This window comes from Ensifer sp. ZNC0028, assembly GCF_000799055.1.
Classification (GTDB): domain Bacteria; phylum Pseudomonadota; class Alphaproteobacteria; order Rhizobiales; family Rhizobiaceae; genus Ensifer.
This window is the reverse complement of record NZ_JTLA01000049.1, coordinates 1-21,748: the sequence shown is the minus strand read 5'-3', so window position 1 is coordinate 21,748 and position 21,748 is coordinate 1. Positions and strand designations below refer to the sequence as shown.

General features: G+C 63.5%; 25 protein-coding genes. 13 read left to right on the top strand and 12 right to left on the bottom strand.

Going from position 1 to position 21,748, the window contains the following annotated elements:
- The 5 genes from L981_RS12610 to L981_RS12590 all read left to right on the top strand — a co-directional run.
- The coding region (locus L981_RS12610) for a phosphoenolpyruvate carboxykinase (ATP) (protein WP_043616152.1) at window positions 1-308 on the top strand (308 nt) is incomplete at its 5' end.
- A 203-nt stretch (window positions 309-511) separates the two neighbouring features.
- On the top strand, window positions 512-946 hold the full coding sequence (gene arfB, locus L981_RS12605) for an alternative ribosome rescue aminoacyl-tRNA hydrolase ArfB (protein ID WP_043616149.1): 435 nt from the start codon (window positions 512-514) through the stop codon (window positions 944-946).
- A 78-nt stretch (window positions 947-1,024) separates the two neighbouring features.
- Window positions 1,025-1,498, top strand: a complete 474-nt coding sequence (gene lysM, locus L981_RS12600) for a peptidoglycan-binding protein LysM (RefSeq protein WP_043616146.1) — start codon at window positions 1,025-1,027, stop codon at window positions 1,496-1,498.
- Between the two features lie 2 nt (window positions 1,499-1,500).
- Window positions 1,501-1,938 carry a hypothetical protein gene (locus L981_RS12595; RefSeq protein WP_043616142.1) on the top strand — a complete coding sequence of 146 codons (438 nt, stop codon included), beginning with the start codon at window positions 1,501-1,503 and terminating at the stop codon, window positions 1,936-1,938.
- Window positions 1,939-1,948: 10 nt separating this feature from the next.
- The gene (locus L981_RS12590; RefSeq protein ID WP_043616139.1) at window positions 1,949-2,560 is read left to right on the top strand and encodes an alpha-ketoglutarate-dependent dioxygenase AlkB; all 612 of its coding nucleotides are present in this window, start codon (window positions 1,949-1,951) and stop codon (window positions 2,558-2,560) included.
- Window positions 2,561-2,575: 15 nt separating this feature from the next.
- Here L981_RS12590 and coaA read toward each other — a convergent pair whose 3' ends face one another.
- From coaA to hisB, 7 genes are read right to left on the bottom strand one after another with little or no spacing between them, the layout of a single operon-like run.
- Window positions 2,576-3,568, bottom strand: coding sequence for a type I pantothenate kinase (gene coaA, locus L981_RS12585; RefSeq protein ID WP_043616136.1), 993 nt, complete (start codon window positions 3,566-3,568; stop codon window positions 2,576-2,578).
- The gene (locus L981_RS12580) at window positions 3,565-3,888 is read right to left on the bottom strand and encodes a phosphoribosyl-ATP diphosphatase (RefSeq protein WP_043616133.1); all 324 of its coding nucleotides are present in this window, start codon (window positions 3,886-3,888) and stop codon (window positions 3,565-3,567) included. Before L981_RS12580 ends, coaA begins: the two co-directional genes overlap by 4 nt.
- A gap of 15 nt (window positions 3,889-3,903) precedes the next feature.
- Window positions 3,904-4,680, bottom strand: a complete 777-nt coding sequence (hisF, locus tag L981_RS12575) for an imidazole glycerol phosphate synthase subunit HisF (protein WP_043616131.1) — start codon at window positions 4,678-4,680, stop codon at window positions 3,904-3,906.
- Between the two features lie 3 nt (window positions 4,681-4,683).
- On the bottom strand, window positions 4,684-5,421 hold the full coding sequence (gene hisA / locus L981_RS12570; RefSeq protein ID WP_043616128.1) for a 1-(5-phosphoribosyl)-5-[(5-phosphoribosylamino)methylideneamino]imidazole-4-carboxamide isomerase: 738 nt from the start codon (window positions 5,419-5,421) through the stop codon (window positions 4,684-4,686).
- A 28-nt stretch (window positions 5,422-5,449) separates the two neighbouring features.
- Window positions 5,450-6,100 carry an imidazole glycerol phosphate synthase subunit HisH gene (hisH, locus tag L981_RS12565; protein WP_043616125.1) on the bottom strand — a complete coding sequence of 217 codons (651 nt, stop codon included), beginning with the start codon at window positions 6,098-6,100 and terminating at the stop codon, window positions 5,450-5,452.
- On the bottom strand, window positions 6,100-6,570 hold the full coding sequence (locus L981_RS12560; RefSeq protein ID WP_043616122.1) for a DUF2628 domain-containing protein: 471 nt from the start codon (window positions 6,568-6,570) through the stop codon (window positions 6,100-6,102). Before L981_RS12560 ends, hisH begins: the two co-directional genes overlap by 1 nt.
- A 24-nt stretch (window positions 6,571-6,594) precedes the next feature.
- The gene (hisB, locus tag L981_RS12555) at window positions 6,595-7,203 is read right to left on the bottom strand and encodes an imidazoleglycerol-phosphate dehydratase HisB (RefSeq protein ID WP_043616119.1); all 609 of its coding nucleotides are present in this window, start codon (window positions 7,201-7,203) and stop codon (window positions 6,595-6,597) included.
- 227 nt (window positions 7,204-7,430) lie between these two features.
- On the opposite strand from hisB, the gene hslV reads away from it, so the two are divergent.
- The 5 genes from hslV to L981_RS12530 all read left to right on the top strand — a co-directional run bounded on the left by hslV (window position 7,431) and on the right by L981_RS12530 (window position 12,413).
- On the top strand, window positions 7,431-7,988 hold the full coding sequence (gene hslV, locus L981_RS12550; protein ID WP_052201766.1) for an ATP-dependent protease subunit HslV: 558 nt from the start codon (window positions 7,431-7,433) through the stop codon (window positions 7,986-7,988).
- Window positions 7,978-8,502 carry a GNAT family N-acetyltransferase gene (locus tag L981_RS12545; RefSeq protein WP_043616117.1) on the top strand — a complete coding sequence of 175 codons (525 nt, stop codon included), beginning with the start codon at window positions 7,978-7,980 and terminating at the stop codon, window positions 8,500-8,502. The genes hslV and L981_RS12545 overlap by 11 nt, the downstream gene beginning before the upstream one ends.
- Window positions 8,499-9,806 (top strand): ATP-dependent protease ATPase subunit HslU, encoded by a 1,308-nt coding sequence (gene hslU, locus L981_RS12540; protein WP_043616115.1) that lies wholly within the window; start codon window positions 8,499-8,501, stop codon window positions 9,804-9,806. The genes L981_RS12545 and hslU overlap by 4 nt, the downstream gene beginning before the upstream one ends.
- Window positions 9,807-10,000: 194 nt before the next feature.
- Window positions 10,001-10,945: a DUF1402 family protein gene (locus L981_RS12535; RefSeq protein ID WP_082005999.1), complete on the top strand. Its 945-nt coding sequence runs from the start codon at window positions 10,001-10,003 to the stop codon at window positions 10,943-10,945.
- A gap of 73 nt (window positions 10,946-11,018) precedes the next feature.
- Window positions 11,019-12,413: a cytochrome P450 gene (locus L981_RS12530; RefSeq protein ID WP_043616112.1), complete on the top strand. Its 1,395-nt coding sequence runs from the start codon at window positions 11,019-11,021 to the stop codon at window positions 12,411-12,413.
- On the opposite strand, the gene L981_RS12525 is transcribed toward L981_RS12530, so the two are convergent.
- On the bottom strand, window positions 12,367-12,996 hold the full coding sequence (locus L981_RS12525) for a hypothetical protein (RefSeq protein ID WP_043616110.1): 630 nt from the start codon (window positions 12,994-12,996) through the stop codon (window positions 12,367-12,369). The genes L981_RS12530 and L981_RS12525 overlap by 47 nt on opposite strands.
- A 150-nt stretch (window positions 12,997-13,146) precedes the next feature.
- Here L981_RS12525 and L981_RS12520 point away from each other — a divergent pair, with 150 nt between their 5' ends.
- Together L981_RS12520 and L981_RS12515 are read left to right on the top strand one after the other, a co-directional pair.
- The gene (locus L981_RS12520) at window positions 13,147-15,150 is read left to right on the top strand and encodes a hydantoinase/oxoprolinase N-terminal domain-containing protein (protein ID WP_043616107.1); all 2,004 of its coding nucleotides are present in this window, start codon (window positions 13,147-13,149) and stop codon (window positions 15,148-15,150) included.
- Window positions 15,151-15,355: 205 nt separating this feature from the next.
- Entirely contained in the window at window positions 15,356-17,527 is a 2,172-nt protein-coding gene (locus L981_RS12515) for a malate synthase G (RefSeq protein ID WP_043616105.1), read from the top strand.
- Window positions 17,528-17,655: 128 nt separating this feature from the next.
- Here L981_RS12515 and L981_RS12510 read toward each other — a convergent pair whose 3' ends face one another.
- Complete coding sequence (locus L981_RS12510) at window positions 17,656-18,345, bottom strand: L,D-transpeptidase (RefSeq protein ID WP_043616102.1); 690 nt, start codon at window positions 18,343-18,345, stop codon at window positions 17,656-17,658.
- A gap of 183 nt (window positions 18,346-18,528) precedes the next feature.
- Between L981_RS12510 and L981_RS12505 the strand changes: the two genes are divergently transcribed.
- The gene (locus L981_RS12505) at window positions 18,529-19,053 is read left to right on the top strand and encodes an MmcB family DNA repair protein (RefSeq protein WP_043616098.1); all 525 of its coding nucleotides are present in this window, start codon (window positions 18,529-18,531) and stop codon (window positions 19,051-19,053) included.
- 57 nt (window positions 19,054-19,110) lie between these two features.
- Here the strand turns inward: L981_RS12505 and L981_RS12500 are convergent, their stop codons facing one another.
- From L981_RS12500 to L981_RS12490, 3 genes are all read right to left on the bottom strand, one after another.
- Window positions 19,111-19,695 carry an ActR/PrrA/RegA family redox response regulator transcription factor gene (locus L981_RS12500; RefSeq protein WP_034802128.1) on the bottom strand — a complete coding sequence of 195 codons (585 nt, stop codon included), beginning with the start codon at window positions 19,693-19,695 and terminating at the stop codon, window positions 19,111-19,113.
- Between the two features lie 82 nt (window positions 19,696-19,777).
- Window positions 19,778-21,085 (bottom strand): ActS/PrrB/RegB family redox-sensitive histidine kinase, encoded by a 1,308-nt coding sequence (locus L981_RS12495; protein WP_043616095.1) that lies wholly within the window; start codon window positions 21,083-21,085, stop codon window positions 19,778-19,780.
- 34 nt (window positions 21,086-21,119) lie between these two features.
- On the bottom strand, window positions 21,120-21,748 hold a 629-nt coding region (locus tag L981_RS12490; RefSeq protein ID WP_043616092.1), incomplete at its 5' end, for an ATP-dependent helicase C-terminal domain-containing protein.

The window sequence follows — 21,748 nt, the reverse complement described above, 5'->3', positions numbered from 1 at the left end:
CCTACGGCACCGGCAGCCGCATGCCGATCAAGGTGACGCGCGCTCTGCTCGCAGCCGCCCTTGACGGCTCGCTGAACGCTTCGGAACTGCGCACCGACGCCAACTTCGGCTTTGCCGTTCCGGTCTCGGTCCCGGGCGTCGACGACGGCATCCTCGACCCGCGCTCGACTTGGGCCGACGGTGCAGCCTATGACGCACAGGCTCGCCGCCTCGTCGACATGTTCATCACGAACTTCGCCAAGTTCGAGAGCCATGTGGACGGCAGCGTCCGCGACGCCGCTCCCGGCACCAAGATCGCCGCCGAATAAACATTGTCGGCTATGATTCACGTGAAACCCGGTCCTTGTGGCCGGGTTTTTCGCGTTTGTGTCTGCTGTATTTCCCCTCGAAAGCTCTTCGATCCAAGGGGAGCCAAAGTGCTGTGGCGACCTTTGCGCGTCTGATGAGCCGCGCGGCGCCGCAGTGTTTTCAACGGGTTCGCTCTGTGCCATAGATCGGGCCGAGGTGAACCATGGCCAGCGACGCGCTCTACATAAACGACAATATCGTCATCGCCGGCTGGGAGCTGACGGAGCAATTCGTGCTGGCCGGTGGCCCCGGCGGGCAGAACGTCAACAAGGTGTCGACCGCCGTTCAGCTGTTCTTCAACGTCCAGGCGTCTCCGGCGCTTTCCGACCGTATCAAGGCCAATGCCCTGAAGATCGCCGGCAAACGCGCCTCGAAAGAGGGCGTGCTGATGATCGAGGCGAGCCGTTTTCGCAGCCAGGAGCGCAACCGCGAGGATGCGCGCGAGCGGCTGAAGGAGCTGATCCTCAAGGCCGCCGAGCCCCCGCCGCCGCCGCGCAAGAAGACCAGGCCGACGCGCGGCTCCGTCGAGCGGCGTCTCAAGGAAAAGTCGGGGCGCGGGGAGATCAAGAAGCTCAGAGGCCGGCCTGGAGGCGATTGATTCTTTTTGCGGCTCCCTTGCCTTTTGGCCGGCAGCGCCCTCTCTTATCGAGCAGTGTTTTCGCAAAAGGAGATATTCATGGGTCTTTTCAGCTTTATCAAGAACGCCGGCAAGAAGCTTGGCATCGGCGGCGACGACGATGCTCCGGATGCCGAAAGCGTTCAGAAGGAACTTGCATCCCACGATCTCGGCACGAAGGACGTGCAGGTCGAAGTGGCCGGTGACAAGGTCGTGCTGAAGGGTGTCGTGAAGGACCAGAGCGTCTTCGAAAAGGCCGTCGTCGCCGTCGGCAACACGCTCGGCGTGTCCGCGGTCGAGGCCTCCGAACTCAAGGTCGCCGATGCCGGCGCAGCACCTGCTCCGGCAAAAGCGCCCGTCTTCTATACGGTCAAGAAGGGCGACAACCTCTGGAAGATCGCCGAGGCGCAGTACGGCAAGGGCAAGGGCGCCAAGCACACGGTGATCTTCGAAGCCAACAAGCCGATGCTGACCCATCCGGACAAGATCTATCCCGGCCAGGTTCTGCGCATTCCGGATCTGGATGCGGCCTGAGCGTGTCCTTCAGGCGGTCTCTTGCAATTGCCGCGTTGGCGAGCCTCTGGCTTGCCGGCGTTTCTCTGGCGCAGCCTTTCCGTGAACCCGCCAAAGGCAGCGCCGAGCGTGCCGCCATCCTCGACGCGATCCGTCCCGCGGTCGAGGCGGAGATGCGCGGTCCGGTCGAATTCGTCGTTACCACCATGCGTGCCGGGCCCAACTGGGCCTTCATGCAGGTCGAGCCGCAGCGTCCCGGTGGCGGATCCATCGACCTGTTGCAAACCGGGTTGCGTGACGAGGCCGACATGATGGATGGTCTGACGGTGTTCGCACTCGTCAGTTTCCAGAATGGCCGCTGGAACCTGGTCGATCATGTTGTCGGGCCGACGGATGTCGCCTATGCCGGCTGGCCGCTGCGCTATGGCGTTCCGGCGGCACTTCTCGGCCTGGAGCAATAGGGGCTTTCAAATGCAGGTGCTCCCGAAAGGGATCAGACATATTCCGGGCTATCTCGATCGCGCCCGACAGGAACAACTGGTCGAGGCGATAAGGTCCGTCGTTGTCGAAGCGCCGCTGTTCGTCCCGGAAATGCCGAAGACCGGGAAGCCCATGTCCGTGCGCATGACCAATTGCGGTGCGCTCGGTTGGGTCACGGACCGCGATCGCGGCTATCGTTACCAGGCTCAGCATCCGGTGACCGGCCGTCCCTGGCCAGCGATGCCGGATATCCTGCTCGATGTCTGGAATGCGGTTTCCGCAAGCAGCAAGATGCCGGAGGCCTGCCTGGTAAACTTCTATTCCGAAGAGGCCCGCATGGGGCTGCACCAGGATCGCGACGAGCGCGACCTTGAAACCGCCGTCGTCTCGATCTCGCTCGGCGACAGCTGCCTCTTCCGCGTCGGCGGCAATACGCGCGGCGGCCAGACCATGTCTTTCCGGCTGGAAAGCGGCGATGTCGTGGTGCTGGGTGGGGAAGGGCGGCTCGCCTTCCATGGCGTCGACCGCATCTATCCGAGCACGTCGACGCTGCTGAAGAATGGCGGGCGGGTCAACCTGACGCTCCGCCGCGTCAATCCCTAATGATGCGCTGAAAGCTCAGAGCTTCCTGAGCGCCACCTTTTCCGTCAGGTGGTTCGGGCCCTTCTGCAGGATCAGGTCGGCGCGCGGGCGCGTCGGCAGGATGTTCTGGTGCAGGTTCTTCAGGTTGATGTTGTGCCAGAGGCCCTCGGCAATGGCGCGGGCCGCATCCTCACTGATGGTCGCGTAGCGGTGGAAGTAGGATTCCGGGTTCTTGAAGGCAGTTTCACGCAGCCGCATGAAGCGGTTGACGTACCAGCTGTGGATGAGGCTTTCCTCGGCGTCGATATAGATCGAGAAATCGAAAAAATCCGACACCATCGGCACGATCTTGCCGTCGGCCGGCAGGTTGCGCGACTGCAGAACGTTGATGCCTTCGAAGATCAGGATATCCGGCCGGTCGATGACGGTGTACTGGTCGGGCAGCACGTCATAGGTCAGGTGTGAATAGCTCGGCGCCTTGACGTTCGGCTGGCCCGCCTTGATCGCCGACAGGAAGCGTAGAAGCGCTCCGACGTCGTAGCTCTCCGGAAAGCCCTTGCGGTCCATCATGTTTTCGCGCTGGAGCACGGCGTTCGGATAGAGGAAGCCGTCTGTCGTCACCAGGTCGACCTTCGGGCTCGACGGCCAGCGCGCCAGGAGCTGTGCCAGAATACGGGCCGTCGTCGACTTGCCGACGGCGACCGATCCGGCAATGCCGATGACGAAGGGGGTCTTCGTCTCGGACATGCTGAGGAAGCGCTTGCGCTGCTCAAAGAGCATCTGCGACGATTCCACATGGGTCGAAAGCAGGCGTGACAGCGACAGGTAGATCTGCCGCACTTCGCCGAGATCGACCGGGTCGTTCAGCGAGCGCAGCCGCTGCACCTCGTCGGCCGTCAGCGTCATTGGGGTGTCGGCGCGAAACCGCGACCATTCCTCGGCAGTGAAGAAGTGATAGGGCGAATAGTCCCGCTTCTGCAGATTGTCCGGCAGGTCGGCCGCTTCGATGTCTTTCGCCGCTATCGTCATGGGGTCTGCCGATTTGCCTTTTCCTGCAGGCCGGATTGGTTGGTCCGCCGCTGAAGTTCGTTGAGCACATCCTGCAACGGAACGTCGGCGATCTTCAATACGACCATCAGATGATAGATGAGATCGGCGCTTTCGGCGATGAGATTCGCGCGGTCGTTGCTGATCGCGGCGATCACCGTCTCGACCGCTTCCTCGCCGAGTTTCTTGGCCGCCTTCGGCTGGCCGCCGGCGACCAGCTTTGCCGTCCAGGATTGGTCCGGGGCCGCCTGCGCGCGTGTTGCGACGATGGCCTCAAGGTCGGAAAGTGTGAAATCTGCCATGGAAGATCCTGAAGCTCAGTCGAGGCGCATGGCGATGCCATGCTCGGCCATATAGCGCTTGGTTTCGCCAATGCTATAGGTGCCGAAATGGAAGATGGAGGCGGCGAGAACGGCGGTCGCGTGACCGTCCCTGATGCCGGCGACCATGTGGTCGAGCGTGCCGACGCCGCCGGACGCAATCACTGGCGCGCGGACCGCATCGGCAACGGCGCGGGTCAGCGCGATATCGTAGCCGCTCTTGGTGCCGTCGCGATCCATCGAGGTCAGGAGGACCTCGCCGGCGCCGAGATCGACGACCCGGCGGGCAAAATCGATCGCGTCGATGCCGGTCGGCTGGCGTCCGCCATGGGTGAAGATCTCCCAGCGATCCGCTTCGCCGTCCGTCGAGACCTTCTTGGCGTCGATCGCAACGACGATGCACTGGTTGCCGAACTTGTCGGCCGCTTCGGCGACGAATTCCGGGTTCTTCACGGCGGCCGTGTTGATCGACACCTTGTCGGCGCCGGCCAGGAGCAGCTTGCGGATGTCCGAAACCTGGCGCACGCCGCCGCCGACGGTCAGCGGCATGAAGCATTGTTCGGCGGTACGGGCGATGACGTCGAAGATCGTCTCGCGATTGTCCGAGGACGCGGTGATGTCGAGGAAGCAGAGTTCGTCGGCGCCGGCAGCGTCATAGGCGCGGGCCGCCTCCACCGGGTCGCCGGCGTCGATCAGGTCGACGAAGTTGACACCCTTGACGACACGGCCGTCCTTGACGTCGAGGCAGGGGATAACGCGGGCTTTAAGCGTCATGGTTCAAGCCTTTCTCGCGGCGCGGATCAGGTCCAGCGCCTCCTGCGGGTCGATACGGCCGTCGTAGAGCGCGCGGCCGGAGATGGCGCCTTCGAGCTTGCGTGCATCCGGCTCGACCATACGCCTGATATCGTCCATCGACGCGAGGCCGCCCGACGCGATGACAGGAATGGAAACCGCGTCCGCCAGTTCCAGCGTCGAGGCCCAGTTGATGCCGGTCAGGATGCCGTCGCGGTCGATGTCGGTGTAGATGATTGCCGAAACGCCGGCACCTTCGAACTTCTTGGCAAGCTCGATCACGCCGAGTTCGGATGCCTCGGCCCAGCCTTCGACGGCGACCTTGCCGCCTTTGGCGTCGATGCCGACGGCGACCTTGCCCGGGAATTTGGCGCAGGCTTCGATGACGAGTGCCGGATCACGCACGGCGACGGTGCCGAGGATGACGCGGGCAAGCCCGCGCGACAGCCAGTTTTCGATATGGTCAAGCGTGCGGATGCCGCCGCCAAGCTGCACCGGGTTCTTGGTCGCCTTGAGAATGGCGTCGACGGCGGCACCGTTGACCGTCTCACCGGCAAAGGCGCCGTTAAGGTCGACGACGTGCAGCCATTCGAAGCCCTGGTCTTCAAAGGCGCGGGCCTGGGCCGCGGGGTCGGGGTTGTAAACCGTCGCCTGCTCCATGTCGCCGAGTTTCAGGCGCACGCATTGCCCGTCTTTCAGGTCGATCGCGGGAAAAAGGATCATGGGTCTGTCCAATCAGTCGTGCGAAAGCTCAGGGCTTCCAGCGCAGGAAATTCGAAATGAGGGCGAGGCCGAGCGCCTGGCTCTTTTCCGGGTGGAACTGCGAGCCCGCCTTGTTGCCATTGGCGACGAAGGCCGTGACCGGTCCGCCGTAGTCGGCCTCGGCGACCACGTCGGCCGCGTTCTCGGCGGCCAGGTGGTACGAATGTACAAAATAGGCATGCAGACCGGCTTCGCCAACACGGATACCGTCAAACAGCGGATGCTCGCGCTTAAGCTTCAGCGTGTTCCAGCCGATCTGCGGGATCTTCAACGTCGTGTCGGCGGGCGTCATTTCGACGACATCGCCGGCGATCCAGCCGAAACCATGGGTGATGGTCTTCTCAAGCCCGCGCGACGACATCAGCTGCATGCCGACGCAGATGCCGAGGAACGGCCGGCCAGCCTGTTCGACCGCTTCCGTCAACGCTTGCTCCATGCCATCGACGGCAGCAAGGCCACGGCGGCAATCGGCATAGGCGCCGACGCCTGGAAGCACGATGCGGTCGGCGCTCGCCACCCGTTCCGGCTTGTCGGTAAGGTCGATCTCGGCTGCAATGCCGGCTTCGCGGGCGGCCCGTTCAAAGGCCTTGGTGGCCGAGCGCAGGTTGCCCGAGCCGTAATCGATGATGGCGACGCGCATCAGCGTTCTCCGTAGGAATCAAAAAGGCCGAGACCAGGGCCGCCACTTGAGGGCTTGCGCACGGTCCAGTCGGCCGGGGAAGGGGCGGCGGGCTTGGTCTCGTTCGAAGCCAGGCTCGTGAAATAGATCTCTTCGGCCGCTTCGAGATTGGGCGCCGGCACGATGGAGCACAGCGTCCAGTCACGGGCCGTCAGGCTGCGCGCCACCAGAACCGGTCCTTCAAGCGCCACCACCAGCCGAAGCGCGAGGTGCGCCAGGAGAGCCGGCAGAAAACCGCTCTCGTGGTTCGACAGGAATATTAACGAGATCTGCAGAACAGCAACTGCGATGCCGATTGCCCATTGGCGCTTGGCCAGAAGCCAGAGCGCCGGGAAAAGGAAGGCCCACCAGGAAAAGCCGTCGGCGACGAAGCGCGCCCGCTCGTCGTTGGCGCGCGCACCCGGCGGGGTGAGGATCATGTAAGAAGCCATGAGTCAAAGCCAGTGACTGGCCGCTTAGGCAAGGGTCCCCTTGGTCGAGGGAACGCGGCCGGCCTGGCGCGGGTCGATTTCTGTTGCGGTGCGCAGCACCCGGGCGACGGACTTGAAGCAGGTCTCGGCGATATGATGGTTGTTGGCGCCGTAGATGTTCTGGATATGCAGCGTGATCCCGGCGTGCTGGGCGAGCGCCTGGAAGAATTCGCGCACGAGTTCCGTGTCGAAGGTGCCGATCTTCGGCGACGTGAAGGTCACGTTCCAGACGAGGAACGGCCGGCCGGAAACGTCCACCGCCGCGCGCGTCATCGTCTCGTCCATCGCGAGATCGAGCGAGGCGTAGCGGGTAATGCCGCGCCGGTCGCCGAGCGCCTTGGCAATCGCCTGGCCGATGGCAATGCCGGTGTCTTCGACCGTATGGTGATCGTCGACATGCAGGTCGCCGTCCGTCTTGATCTCCATGTCGATGAGCGAATGTCGGGCGAGCTGGTCCAGCATATGGTCGAAGAAACCGACGCCGGTCGAAATCTTGGAGATTCCGGTGCCGTCGATATTGACCGATACGGATACCGCGGTTTCGTTGGTCTTTCGCGAAACCTCTGCGGTGCGGCTGGACGTGGCTTCTGCCATCGGGCTCTCCTGTATACGCTGACGCGGCTCCTTATCAGGCAAAAGCTGAAATATCCAGAACTTGAACGGTCGATTCGAATCATCCGGTGGCAGCCGCCGAACGAAGATTGCGCCGGCGGCCTGTTGCCATTTGCAAACCTGTCTGCCGTACTTACATAGGCCTCAAGCAACCAGGCTCGTGTCACGAGCCGCAATGCCCCGCGTATCAGGGGCCCACGGGTAATTTCATGAGCGAACACAATCCCTACGGAACGATGCATGCGACGACCATCATCACGGTACGCAAGGATGGCAAGGTGGTGATGGCTGGCGACGGCCAGGTGAGCCTCGGCCAGACCGTGATGAAGAGCAACGCGCGCAAGGTGCGGCGGCTTGCCAAGGGCGACGTGATTGCCGGTTTTGCCGGCGCCACCGCCGATGCCTTCACGTTGCTGGAGCGGCTCGAAGCCAAGCTCGAGCAGTATCCCGACCAGCTGATGCGCGCTGCCGTCGAGCTCGCCAAGGACTGGCGCACCAACAAGTACCTGCGCAATCTCGAAGCGATGATGCTGGTTGCCGACAAGTGGATCACGCTGGCGATCACCGGCAATGGCGACGTTCTCGAACCCGAGCACGGCACGATCGCCATCGGATCGGGCGGCAACTACGCCTTTGCCGCGGCCCGCGCCCTGATGGACAGCGACAAGTCGGCCGAAGACATCGCCCGCCGGGCGCTGCAGATCGCCGGAGACATCTGCGTCTACACCAACCACAATATCGTCGTGGAGACACTGGATGCCCAATGAGCCCGCGCATGTCAGTTTCGTGCCGGTGGCCGATAGCCACCTGCCGCTGCTGCATGCCTGGCTGAGCGAGCCGCATGTGCGGCAATGGTGGGGCGACCCGGACAAGGAAGTGGCGCTGATCCGCGAAGGCTGTGAGACGGGCGAAGTGGAAGGCTTCATCTTCCACGTGGCCGGCGAGCCGGCGGGCTACATCCAGTCCTGGGTGCCGGCCCGATACCCGGACGACGAGCCCTGGGCGAAGGACATGCCGGCCGATGTGCCCGGCATCGACATCTTCATCGGCCCGGCGGAACTGACGGGCCGGGGCGTCGCATCGCTCGCGGTCCGGGCCTTTGCCGGGCGGCTCTTTGCCGCCGGCGCCCCCCGCGTCGTGATCGACCCCGACGCCGGCAACCGAAGGGCTGTCAGCGCCTACACCAAGGCCGGCTTCGTGCCTTACGCAGAATGGATTGATACGTCCGGCCGCACCCTCCTGATGGAGCTGACGCGGACCGAGTTTGAGAGGACTACATGAGTACGTTTTCACCCAGGGAAATCGTGTCGGAACTCGACCGTTTCATCATCGGCCAGAACGACGCCAAGCGCGCCGTGGCGATCGCGCTTCGTAACCGCTGGCGCCGCCAGCAGCTCGGCGACGAGCTGCGCGACGAGGTGATGCCGAAGAACATCCTGATGATCGGACCGACCGGTGTCGGCAAGACCGAGATCTCCAGGCGTCTTGCCAAGCTCGCCGGCGCGCCCTTCGTCAAGGTCGAGGCGACCAAGTTCACCGAGGTCGGCTATGTCGGCCGCGACGTCGAGCAGATCATCCGTGACCTCGTCGAAGTCGGCATCGGTCTCGTGCGCGAAAAACGCCGAGTCGAAGTCAAGGCAAAGGCGCACCAGAATGCCGAAGAGCGTGTGCTCGATGCGCTGGTCGGCGCCACCGCATCGCCGGCAACGCGCGACAGTTTCCGCAAGAAGCTGCGCGCCAACGAGCTCGACGACAAGGAAATCGAGATCGACATTGCCGAGACCGGCGCGCCGGGCGGCGGCTTCGAGATCCCGGGCATGCCGGGCGCCAATATCGGCGTGCTCAATCTTTCGGAGATGTTCGGCAAGGCGCTCGGCGGCCGCACCAAAAAGGTCAAGACGACCGTCAAGGCTTCCTATGCCATGCTGATCGACGACGAGTCCGACAAGCTGCTCGACAACGAGCAGATCCAGCGCGAGGCCATGAAGGCAGTCGAAGACGACGGCATCGTCTTCCTCGACGAAATCGACAAGATCGCCTCGCGGGAGGGCGGCATGGGCGCCGGCGTGTCGCGTGAAGGCGTGCAGCGAGACCTATTGCCGCTCGTCGAAGGCACGACGGTCGCCACCAAGTACGGGCCCGTCAAGACCGACCACATCCTCTTCATCGCGTCCGGCGCCTTCCATGTGGCAAAGCCGTCGGACCTGCTGCCGGAATTGCAGGGCCGCCTGCCGATCCGCGTCGAGCTGCGCGCGCTGACCAAGGAAGACTTCCGCCGTATCCTGACGGAAACCGAGGCGAGCCTCATCCGCCAGTACAAGGCGCTGCTGGACACGGAAGAGGTCAAGCTCGACTTCACGGACGACGCGATCGACGCGCTTGCGGACGTGGCCGTGCAGTTGAACGCGACGGTCGAGAACATCGGCGCCCGCCGGCTGCAGACCGTGATGGAGCGTGTGCTGGACGAGATTTCGTTCAACGCACCCGACCGTGCCGGCCACGAGGTGACGATCGACGCCGAATATGTGCGCAAGCATGTCGGCGACCTCGCCGCCAACACCGACCTGTCGCGCTACATCCTGTGACATTTCGGTCGTAGGGCCATGCAAACGCCCGCAACCCTGAATACGCAGGCCGCCTGTCTCTCGACAGGCGGCCGCATTTTTTCTAACACGGATGCGGTTACCGATCGTGGTCCGGGCATTTTTCCGACATGATCTTGGCGTAGGAGCGCCCCGCCGACCGAGGCAGCCTCCACCAGTCATAGGAAGAAGAGATCGTGCGTTTCACCGCCTGCATGCTCGCTATCGCCACGTTTTGCCTGACCGCAAGCCAGTCATTCGCCGCGACCGACGTTCCGCCGGGCAACCGCAACGTCGAGCAACCGGCGATCCCCGGCGCATCCGTGCGCCGCACCAAGGCCGGCCGCACGTCCTTCGATGCCAAGTTCGACAAGGTCCGCGATCTCTTGGCGACCGACAAGCAGCTGATCAGCAAGATCAAGTCCGTGTCGCGCGCCTATGGCATCGCGCCGATCCACATGGTCGGCGCCATCGTCGGCGAACACACCTACAATGTCGACGCCTACGATCGGCTGCAGTCCTATTACGTCAAGGCAGCCGCCTATGCCGGCAACAGCTTCCAGTTCGGATACGATGGCGAGACCGTCGCCGAATTCGTGGCTCGGCCGCAATTTTCCGAATGCGGCGCCAAGAAGGGCGCCTATGCGCTGTGGAGCTGCCGCGAGCGGGTCTGGGACAACGACTTCCGCGGCAAATCGATGGGCGGCAAGTCCTACCCGAACAACCGTTTCAGCGCCGTCTTCTTCCAGCCGTTCTTTGCCGGCCAGACCTTCGGCCTTGGCCAGATCAATCCGCTGACCGCGCTGATGCTGACCGATATCGTGGCGAAGACCTCGGGCTATGAGCGCCTCGACGAGAACAATGCCGCCGGCGTCTATGAGGCGATCATGGATCCGGACGTGTCGCTTGCCTATATGGCGGCCTCGATCCGTCACTCGATCGACGCCTACAAGTCGATCGCAGGGGTCGATATTTCGACCAACCCCGGGGTGACGGCGACGCTCTACAATGTCGGCAATCCCGATGGCCGTGCGGCCGCACTCGCCGCCAAGATCCAGAGCGGTCAGGCGCAATGGCCGGAGGAGAACTACTACGGCTGGCTCGTCAACGACAAGCTGTCGGAGCTCGAAAGCCTGCTGTGATTCACGTGAAGCACTTTCCTTGATTGCGCCGTAAAAACCTGAAATCCTGGGGCAATCGAGAGAGGCAATCACCATGGACATGCGTCCGGAGCCGTTCGAACCGCCGGCTCCCGTTCCCCGTGTCGGCATTCCTTCCTACCTGAAGATCATCAGGACCGTGCTTCGCAATCCGCTCGAACTGTGGGGCGAGCCGTCCTATACGCTGCCCTGGATCGAGACGAAGTTCGTCACCCAGCGCACCCTGATTGTCAACGATCCCGGCCTCATCCGCCACATCCTCGTCGATAATGTCGCCAACTACGAAATGTCGAAGGTGCGGCGGCTCATCCTCAGGCCGATCCTGCGCGACGGGCTGCTGACGGCGGAAGGCGAGGTCTGGAAGCGTTCGCGCAAGGCCATGGCGCCGGTGTTCACGCCGCGCCACGCCAAGGGTTTCGCCGGGCAAATGCTGCGCAGTTCGGAAGCGTTCGTCGAGCGCTATGCTGGAGCCAAGAAGGCACCCTTTACCACCAATGTCGCCAATGACATGACGGAGCTGACCTTCGATATCCTGGCCGAAACGCTGTTTTCCGGCGAGGTCGCCGTCGAGCGCGAAGGCTTCGTCCAGAGCGTCGAGGAACTGCTGCACCGCATGGGCCGTGTCGATCCGATGGACATTCTGCTGGCGCCCGAATGGGTCCCGCGTCCGACCCGCATCGGCGGCAGGAAAGTGATGAACCGGTTTCGTTCGATCGTCTCGGAGACCATGGCGCTTCGCCGCCGCAAGATGGCGGAGGATCCGAAGGGCACGCCGCAGGATTTCCTGACACTTCTTCTGGAAATCGAAGGCAGCCAGGGACTTTCGACCGCTGAGATCGAAGACAACATCCTGACATTCATCGGTGCCGGGCACGAGACCACCGCCCGGGCACTTGCCTGGACGCTCTACTGCGTCGCCAATACGCCCGCCTATCGCGAGATCATGGAAGCCGAGATTGATGCGGCGATGGCCAGCGGCGCCGAACCGGTCGAATGGCTCGGCCTGATGCCGCATGTGCTCGCCGCCTTCGAGGAGGCGATGCGGCTCTATCCGCCGGCGCCGTCGATTAATCGCGCGGCGATTGAGGAAGACGCGTGGATCTCGCCGACTGGCGAGCAGGTGCGCATCCCCAAGGGCATCGCGGTACTGATCATGCCCTGGACGCTGCATCGCCACGTTCTTTATTGGGATAAGCCCCGCGCCTTCATGCCCGAGCGTTTCCTGCCGGAAAACCGCGAAAAGCTGCACCGTTACCAGTATCTGCCCTTCGGCGCTGGCCCGCGCGTCTGCATCGGCGCGACCTTTGCCCTGCAGGAAGCGGTGATCGCGCTCGCGGTGATGATGCACCGCTACCGCTTCGATCCGACGGCAGAGACCAATCCCTGGCCGGTGCAGCGGCTCACTACTCAACCGCGGGGCGGGTTGCCGATGAGGGTTTCGGTTCGCTGAAGGTCTTGCCGGGGATCGGTGACTGAACGGAACGCACCGGAGAGTCCGCCGGCTTCGGCTGCTGCAGCATTTTCGACGGTTTCTTGATCGTCTTGATCTGGGCGCAGGTGGCGTCGCCGACATTGTCGCAGGGCTTGTAGACGACGATCTCGCTGCCGGCGCCATCGTCCCAGACCGCCTGGATCGTCAGCGTCTGCGCCGTTTTGGCGGGTAGCGAGATATAGACATACTCGGCTGTCTCGTCGCCAGGCAGGTTGAAAGGCAGCTGCGGATTGCACTTGGCCAGCGGGAAGCGTTGGTCGAGCGCGTCCGAATTGATCGAATAGCGGATTTCCGATAGCCGGCAATGCATCGTCTGCAATGCGGTGAAATAGATCAGTTGCCGGTCGTCATAGTCGCGAAACTGGATCCAGCCGGTCTGCTTGTTGGCATCGAGCATCGCCTTGTAAATTGCGACTTCGGGCAGCTGCGGCTTGTATTCTTCCTCGTCCGCGTCCTGGGCGTGCGCCGCGCTAGTCGCAAGGCCAAGGGAGATAGCCGAAAGCAGCCAAACAAAGGCGAGAGGACGGTGGCGTTGGTGCATGCGCTATGTCTCCGTCCTGCCTTTGTGTCGCTCGATAGATCACCGATGTCCGCGACACGATGGTTTTCCCTTAAAATATGTCATATCACCGCATCGATCCCCATTGAACCCGGGGCCTCTGCGCCCCGCGCGAATTCCGGACTGCGCGAATTGACCTCCCATTTTCTTCTCGGCATTGACACCGGCGGCACCTACACCGACGCCGCCCTCTTCTCGGAGACGCAAGGGGTGGTCGCCAAGGCCAAGGCGTTGACGACCCGTCACGACCTCGCGGTCGGCATTTCCGGTGCGGTTGAAGCGGTGCTCGATCAGGCCAAGGTGCCGGTCTCGGCAATCAGCATGGTCTCCCTATCGACGACGCTTGCCACCAATGCGCTGGTCGAAGGGCAGGGCGGTCGTGCCGGCCTCGTCATGATCGGTTTCGGCCCCGAGGATCTGAAGCGCGACGGTTTGCAGGAAGCGCTTGGCTCCGACCCGGTGATCTTCCTGCCGGGCGGGCACAATGTGCATGGCGGTGAGACCCCGCTGGACATGAGCGAGCTCGATGCCGTCCTGCCAACGCTTGCTGGTCAGGTCTCCTCCTTCGCTGTTGCCGGCTATTTCGCTGTGCGCAATCCGGATCATGAAAAGCGCGTGCGCGATCGCATTCGCGAGGTCTCGCACTTGCCGGTCACCTGCAGCCACGAACTGTCCTCGAAGCTCGGCGGGCCGCGCCGAGCCCTGACGACGCTGCTCAACGCCCGCCTCGTCTCGATGATCGACCGGCTGATCGGATCCTGCGAAGGGTTCCTCAAGGCGCGTGGCATCGACGTGCCCATGATGGTGGTGCGCGGTGACGGTGCGCTGATTTCGGCCGAGGAGGCGCGACTGCGCCCGATCGAGACCATCCTCTCCGGTCCGGCCGCAAGCCTTGTCGGCGCGAGGCATCTGACCGGTCTCGACAATGCCGTGGTTTCGGATATCGGCGGCACCACCACCGACGTGGCCGTGCTCGATGGCGGCCGCCCGCGTCTCGATGCCGAAGGCGCCGTAGTCGGCGGCTTCCGCACCATGGTCGAAGCCGTGGCGATGCGGACCTATGGCCTCGGCGGCGATTCGGAGGTGCGCATCAACGATCGCGGCCTCAAGGCGAAGATCGACCTCGGCCCGCGCCGGCTGATGCCGCTCAGCCTTGCCGCAGCGCTCCATGGCGACGCGGTCATCTCCGTTCTTGAAAGACAGATGCGCGCCCAGCACACCGGACGCAACAATGGACGCTTTGCCGTCCGCACCGGCCTTCCGGATCATCTTGCAAGCGGCTTGCAGCCACAGGAGCAGGCGCTCTACGAGCGCATCGATAGCGTCCCCGTGTCGCTGGAAACGCTGCTGGTCTCGACGCCGCAGAAGGCGACGCTCGATCGCCTGGTGGCCCGCGGGCTTGTCCATATCTGTGGTCTCACGCCGTCCGACGCCATGCATGTGCTCGGCCGGCAGTCGCAATGGAACCTGGAAGCGGCCGAACTCGGCATCCAGCTCGCCGCCCGCACCCGCGACGGCTCCGGCCAGCCGATCGCTTCTTCTCCGGAGGCGATGGCGCAGATGATCGTCGACCGGCTGACGCGGCAATCCTCCGAAGTCATCCTGCAGGCCTGCCTCGGCGAGGACGGTGCCGGCGCGATCGATCCCGCGGTGTCTCAGGCCGTCGATCGTGCGCTGACCCGGACGCCGGGCATCGTGCGCTTTTCGCTCGGTCTTGACCGCCCACTCGTCGGCCTTGGTGCTTCGGCGCCGGTTTATTACCCGGCTATCGCCGAGATGCTCGGAACCGAAGCCTCCATTCCCGAAGAGGCCGGCGTCGCCAATGCCGTCGGCGCCGTGGTCGGCCAGGTGAGCGCCACCGTCACTGTTTTCGTGACGATGCCGGAGGAGGGGATCTTCATCGTCAACGGCGCCGGGGCCAGCGAACGTTTTCTCGATCAGGAAAAGGCGTTTGATGCCGCGCGCCGCCGGGCCGAGACGACGGCACTGGAAACGGCACGCACCAATGGTGCCGATGATCCCGCTTCGTTGCTGCGCGAGGAAATCGACGCGCCGGAGGTCGAGGGCAGCCGTAAGCTCGTCGAGGCCCGGTTCATTGCGTCCGCCAGCGGTCGTCCGCGCATCGCCCACGGCTGATCTTTTCCATATTGGAAACAATTCTTCGCATCCTTGCAGAATTGACAGGGAATGAATTGATGAGAAACTGCGGCCGTTTCACGCGCGTATTGCGCATGGGCTGGTCCGCGACCCGCTTCAGGCGCAAGATCAACATGTTGGGGCGTTTTCATCGCATCCGGTCGGATCGGTGGCGCTCCTTACGTCTATTTCAAGGAGTTGGCAGATGGACCGCATTGAGACCTATGGATTGAAGATTGATGCGGACCTCCATCGCTTCCTGGTGGAAGAGGCGATGCCGGGAACCGGCGTCGAGTCCGAACATTTCTTCGAGCAGCTTTCCGCCCTCGTGCACGACCTGGCGCCGAAGAACCGGGCGCTGCTCGCCAAGCGCGACGACCTGCAGGCCAAGCTCGACGCCTGGTACAAGCAGAACGGCGCCCCGAGCGACATGGAGACCTATCAGACCTTCCTGCGCGATATCGGCTATCTCCTGCCCGAGGGTGGCGCGTTCAGCGTTTCGACCGCCAATGTCGATCCGGAAATTGCAACCATCGCCGGCCCGCAACTCGTCGTTCCCGTCATGAATGCGCGCTATGCGCTGAACGCCGCCAATGCGCGCTGGGGTTCGCTCTATGACGCGCTCTACGGCACGGATGCGATCTCGGACGCCGATGGCGCCGAAAAGGGCCGCGGCTACAATCCGAAGCGCGGCGCCAAGGTCATCGCCTGGGCGCGCGACTTCCTCGACGCCAGCGCGCCGCTGGCGAACGGAAGCTGGGCCGACGTTACGTCGCTCAAGGTCGCCGGCAATGCGCTGACGGTTGGCCTCAAGGACGGTTCTAGCACGACGCTTCGCAACCCTGCCCAGTTCGTGGGCCACAGTGGTTCGGAAGGCGGGCGCTTCGAGATCGTTCTTCGGCACAACAATCTGCATGCGATCGTCGTCCTCGACGCGTCCACGCCGATCGGCGAGGAAGATCCGGCCGGCATCGCCGACGTCATCCTCGAATCGGCGATCACCACGATCATGGACTGCGAGGATTCGGTCGCGGCCGTCGACGCCGAAGACAAGGTTGTCGTCTACCGCAACTGGCTCGGCCTGATGAACGGCAAACTCGAAGAAGAAGTCGCCAAGGGCGGCAAGACCTTCACCCGCCGCCTCAATCCCGACCGCGTTTACACGGCAACTGCCGGCGGCACGCTGTCCCTTCCCGGCCGCTCGCTGATGCTGGTCCGCAACGTCGGCCACCTCATGACGAATCCGGCTATCCTTGACCGCGACGGCAAGGAAGTGCCCGAAGGCATCATGGACGCGATGGTCACCGCGCTGATTGCCCTGCACGATGTCGGCAACAGGGGGCGCCGCATGAACTCCCGCGAGGGGTCCATGTATGTCGTCAAGCCGAAGATGCATGGCCCCGAGGAAGTCGCCTTCGCCAGCGAGATTTTCGGCCGTGTCGAAAAGGCACTCGGCATGCCCGCCAATACCATGAAGATGGGCATCATGGACGAGGAGCGCCGCACCACGGTCAACCTCAAGGAATGCATCCGCGCTGCCCGCGAGCGCGTCGTCTTCATCAACACCGGCTTCCTCGATCGCACCGGCGACGAAATGCACACCTCGATGGAAGCGGGGCCGATGATCCGCAAGGGCGACATGAAGCAGGCCGCCTGGATCGGCGCCTACGAGAACTGGAACGTCGACATCGGGCTTGAATGCGGCCTGTCCGGTCACGCCCAGATCGGCAAGGGCATGTGGGCGATGCCCGACCTGATGGCAGCGATGCTGGAACAGAAGATCGCCCACCCGAAGGCCGGCGCCAACACCGCCTGGGTTCCGTCGCCGACGGCAGCCACCCTGCATGCCACGCACTACCATCGCGTCAATGTCGCAGAGGTCCAGGCGAGCCTGAAGAGCCGCGCCCGCGCCAAGCTCTCCGATATCCTGTCGGTACCGGTCGCCGTCCGTCCGAACTGGACGCCGGAGGAAATCCAGCGCGAGCTCGACAACAACGCGCAAGGCATCCTCGGCTACGTCGTTCGCTGGGTCGACCAGGGCGTCGGCTGCTCGAAGGTTCCCGACATCAACAATGTCGGCCTGATGGAAGACCGCGCGACGCTGCGCATTTCCGCCCAGCACATGGCCAACTGGCTGCACCACGGCGTCGTCACCGAGGCGCAGGTCGTCGAGACGATGAAGCGCATGGCGGCCGTCGTCGACGGCCAGAACGCCGACGATCCGCACTATGTCGCGATGGCCGGCAACTTCGACGGTTCGATCGCCTTCCAGGCCGCCGTCGAGCTCGTCCTCAAGGGCCGCGAACAGCCGAACGGCTACACCGAGCCGGTCCTGCACCGTCGCCGCCTGGAGCTGAAGGCACTGAGCGCCGCCTAAGCAACGTCTGGGAAGGCTGGTCGAACCTGGCTGGCCTGCCGCCCTTGCGTCGATAGACGCAGACACTGAAAAAGAAAAAGGCCGCCGAGATGATCGGCGGCCTTCCGATTTCAGTCGATCAGTCTTGTTTACTGCTGAACGACGACGCGGGCGCTCTTGCCGGGGCGAACGCGCGAATAGAGGTCGATGATGTCCTGGTTGATCAGGCGGATGCAGCCGGACGAAGCGGCAGTCCCGATCGACGACCATTCCGGCGTGCCGTGCAGGCGGAAGAGCGTGTCCTTGCCCTGGTCATTGAAGAGGTAGAGCGCGCGGGCGCCGAGCGGGTTTTTCAGGCCGGGGCCCATGCCTTCTTCGACATACTTGGCGACTTCCGGCTTGCGTTCCGCCATTTCTTTCGGCGGATGCCACATCGGCCATTCCTGCTTCCAGGCGATATAGGCTTCGCCTTCCCACGCAAAACCGGCCTTGCCGACGCCGATGCCGTAACGAACGGCCTTGCCGCCCGGCAGCACGTAATAGAGGAAGCGATTCGGCGTGTTGACGACGATCGTTCCGGGGCGCTCGCTGGTGGCGTAGTCGACGATCTGGCGATGGAAACGGGTATCGACCTTGCTGATCGGAATGGCCGGCAGCGCGTAACCATGATCCTCAACTGCGCCATAATCGCCGTTAAAGATCTGATTCGTAGCAACCTGTACCGCTGCGGGAGCGGGTTCGTTGGCGGCCGTTTCAGGCTTGGAAGATGTCGTCGAGCAGCCGGCAACGGCGAGTGTCGCCGCGAGGCTGCACAAGAGGAAGGCATTGCGGAAGCGCATGGGAGTCTCTTAAAAAGAAGCGAAGTAAAAACTGGGTCGCCGCGACCAACAGTGACTACGGTTATTTTCGATTAGTTTGTGCTATGCAAGAGATTGCGCGGCCACATTTTGGCTGAAAAGTGCAAATTCCATGACCCTTGTTTTTTTGCAACAAAATGACCGGCCCAAAGGGACACCGGACGCATGACGATCCTCTCCATCCATGGCGATAACCCCTTGATCGACGGACGCCAGTCGAATCGCGCGATGATGGTGCGTCGCGGCGTGCAGCGACTGTTCGCCGAGCTGCGCCATTCCGTCCTGCCGGAGCTGACCTTGGCGAGCGGGCGGCGCGCCGATCTGATCTCCTTGTCGGTGAAGGGCGAGATCTGGATCGTCGAGATCAAGACATCGATCGAGGACTTTCGCGTCGACCGCAAATGGCCGGACTATCGCCGGCATTGCGACCGGCTGTTCTTCGCCACCCATGCCGGCGTGCCGCTCGATATCTTCCCGGAGGACTGCGGGCTGCTGCTGTCTGATGGTTATGAAGGCCACATCGTTCGCGAGGCGCCCGAACACAAGCTGCCGCCGGCGACGCGCAAGTCGGTGCTGCAGCTCTTTGCCCGTACGGCGGCGCAACGGTTGATGCTCGCGGAATGGGCAGCCGAGCGTAACGGCGAACTCGGTGATTCGATCGGCGACATCCTCTCCGGCGGTCGCGACTGAGCCTGGAAGGAAAACGACCGGATCAGCGGTTTTGCGCCGGTCGCGGAAGCCGGTTGCTTACTTCGGCGCGCGCTTGGCGAGAATGCGCTGCAGCGTGCGGCGGTGCATGTTGAGCCGGCGTGCCGTTTCCGAGACATTGCGTTCGCACATCTCATAAACGCGCTGAATATGCTCCCAGCGGACGCGATCGGCCGACATCGGGTTTTCCGGCGGCTCGACGCGTTCGCCCTGGCGCTGCACGAGTGCCGCAAAGATGTCGTCGGCGTCGGCAGGTTTGGCGAGATAGTCGACCGCACCGAGCTTCACCGCATTCACGGCAGTGGCGATGTTGCCGTAGCCGGTCAGCATGATCATGCGCGTGTCGTCGCGCCGTCCGCGGATCGCCTCGATGACGTCGAGGCCGCTGCCATCGCCGAGCCTGAGGTCGATCACTGCGTATTTCGGCGGGTTGCCCTTGGCCTTGGCGATGCCTTCTGCGACCGATTCGGCGATGTCGACCGAAAAGCCACGGGCTTCCATGGCGCGGGCCAACCGCCTGAGAAAGGGCGCGTCGTCATCGACGAGCAACAGGGTGCGGTCCGGCCCGATCAGTTCGGCGTCCTGTGCGGTTGTGCTGGGCGAAGCTGTCGATTTGTCGGTCATTCTCGCAATCCTTGAGCGAAAACAAAACGCTTTCGCCGAGATTATAGGTTTCTTCTGCTGTCGTTCAATAAACTGCGAAATGTCATTTCGCCAGTTTCGTATCCATCAGGGCGCGCGGCCATTCGACGCTGACCCGGGCGCCCGGCCTGTCCGGCCCGCCGTTCTCGAAGCGCAGGCGCGCGCCTGAGCGTTCGAGCAGCGTCTTGGCGATGAAGAGCCCGAGCCCCAGGCCGCCGGCGCTGTCATCCTTCTGCCGGCGCGTCACATAGGGCTCGCCGATCCGCTGCAGGATATCAGGTGCAAAGCCGTCGCCGTCGTCGGCGATCGTGACGCGCACCCGATCCGTCGTGTGCTCGACCGTAACGGTCACCTGCTTCTTGGCATAGTCGACCGCATTTTCGAGTAGGTTGCCGAGACCATAAAGTATGCCGGCGTTGCGGTTGCCGACCGGCTCGGTTGCACGATCGCCCCTTTCGATGAGTTCGATGTGGATGCCGAACTCGCGATGCGGCGCCATCACCTCTTCGATCAGCGACGACAGCGGCAAGAGCCGCATGTGCTCCTCGCTCTCGGAGGACAGCGTCGTCAGCCGCTTCAGGATATCGCGGCAGCGCTCGCTCTGGCTGCGCAGCAGATGCACGTCCTCGCCGAAGCGCGGATCGTCGCCGAGTTCGCGTTCCATCTCCTTGGCAACCACGCTGATGGTCGCAAGCGGCGTACCGAGCTCATGGGCGGCGGCGGCCGCCAGCCCGTCGAGTTGCGACAGGTGTTTTTCCCGCTGCAGCACCAGTTCGGTCGCCGTCAGCGCCTCCGACAGTTCGCTCGCTTCCAGCGACACGCGGTATGTATAGAAGGCGGCAAAGGCGGTCATCGAGACGATCGCAAACCAGATACCGGCGGTCAGCACCCGTGGCATCAGGAGAACCGTGCCCGGATACCAGGGCAGGGGGAAGGGCGAGAAGGCGAGCGCGGTGATGGCGATCACCGCAAAACCGGCCAGGATGATGCTGTGCGATTTCGGCTGCGACGCCGAGGAAATGATGACCGGGACGCAGAGCAGCGGCGCGAAGGGATTGGTGAGCCCGCCGGTGATGAACAGCAGCCCGGTGATCTGCGCGAGATCGAGGCCGAGAAGCGCGAAGGCTGCCGGCGGCTGCAGCCGGTGCGTTGGCGGATAGCGCAGCGTCACATAGGCGTTGACCAGCGCCAGGCTGGCGATCAGCACCAGGCAGGAAATCAAGGGCAGCGGAAACTGCAGCCAGAAGGCGGTGATGAGAACGGCGATCGACTGGCCGCCGACGGCCAGCCAGCGCAGCCGGACGAGCGTCTGCAGGCGCAGGCTGCGGTTGCTGGTCTGGTCGTTGTTGTGTTCGAGCGCAACAGTGGTCATTCGTGCCTGCATTCCAATTGCCGATGCTTTCGTCTCATGTACCACGGGGCTTGGCCCGTGTCGTCGGCGCCGCGTTGGCCGGATCCTCGGGCCAGGGGTGCTTCGGATAGCGCCCGCGCATGTCAGCGCGCACGTCGCGCCAGGAGCCCGCCCAGAATCCGGGCAGGTCGCGCGTCGTCTGGATCGGCCGATGGCCGGGCGAGATCAGTTCGAGCAGCAGCGGCAGCCGCCCGTCGCCGATCGCCGGATGGGTCTTCAGGCCGAAGAGTTCCTGTACCCGGATCGACAGCAGCGGCTCGTCGCCGTCGTAGTGGATCGGGTGCCGCTGCCCGGTCGGCGCTTCGAAATGCGTCGGCGCCAGCCTGCCGAGTTCGCGTTGCCGCTCATGCGGGATGAGGGAGAGCAGACCGTCGGAGAGATTCGATGCCTTGATGTCGGCAATCGCGGTCACGCCGTGCTGGAAAGGCACGAACCAATCGTCGAGACGGTCGAGCAGCGCTTGATCGGAAACATCCGGCCACGGGTCGCCGATCGAACGATTGAGGAAGCCGATGCGGTCTCGCATCTGCATCGCCTCCTTGGAGAAGGGGAGAACGGCGAGCCCGAGTTGGCGCACGCCGTCGGCGAGCGCGCGCGCCGCCGACGAGCCGGTCGGTCGTGCGA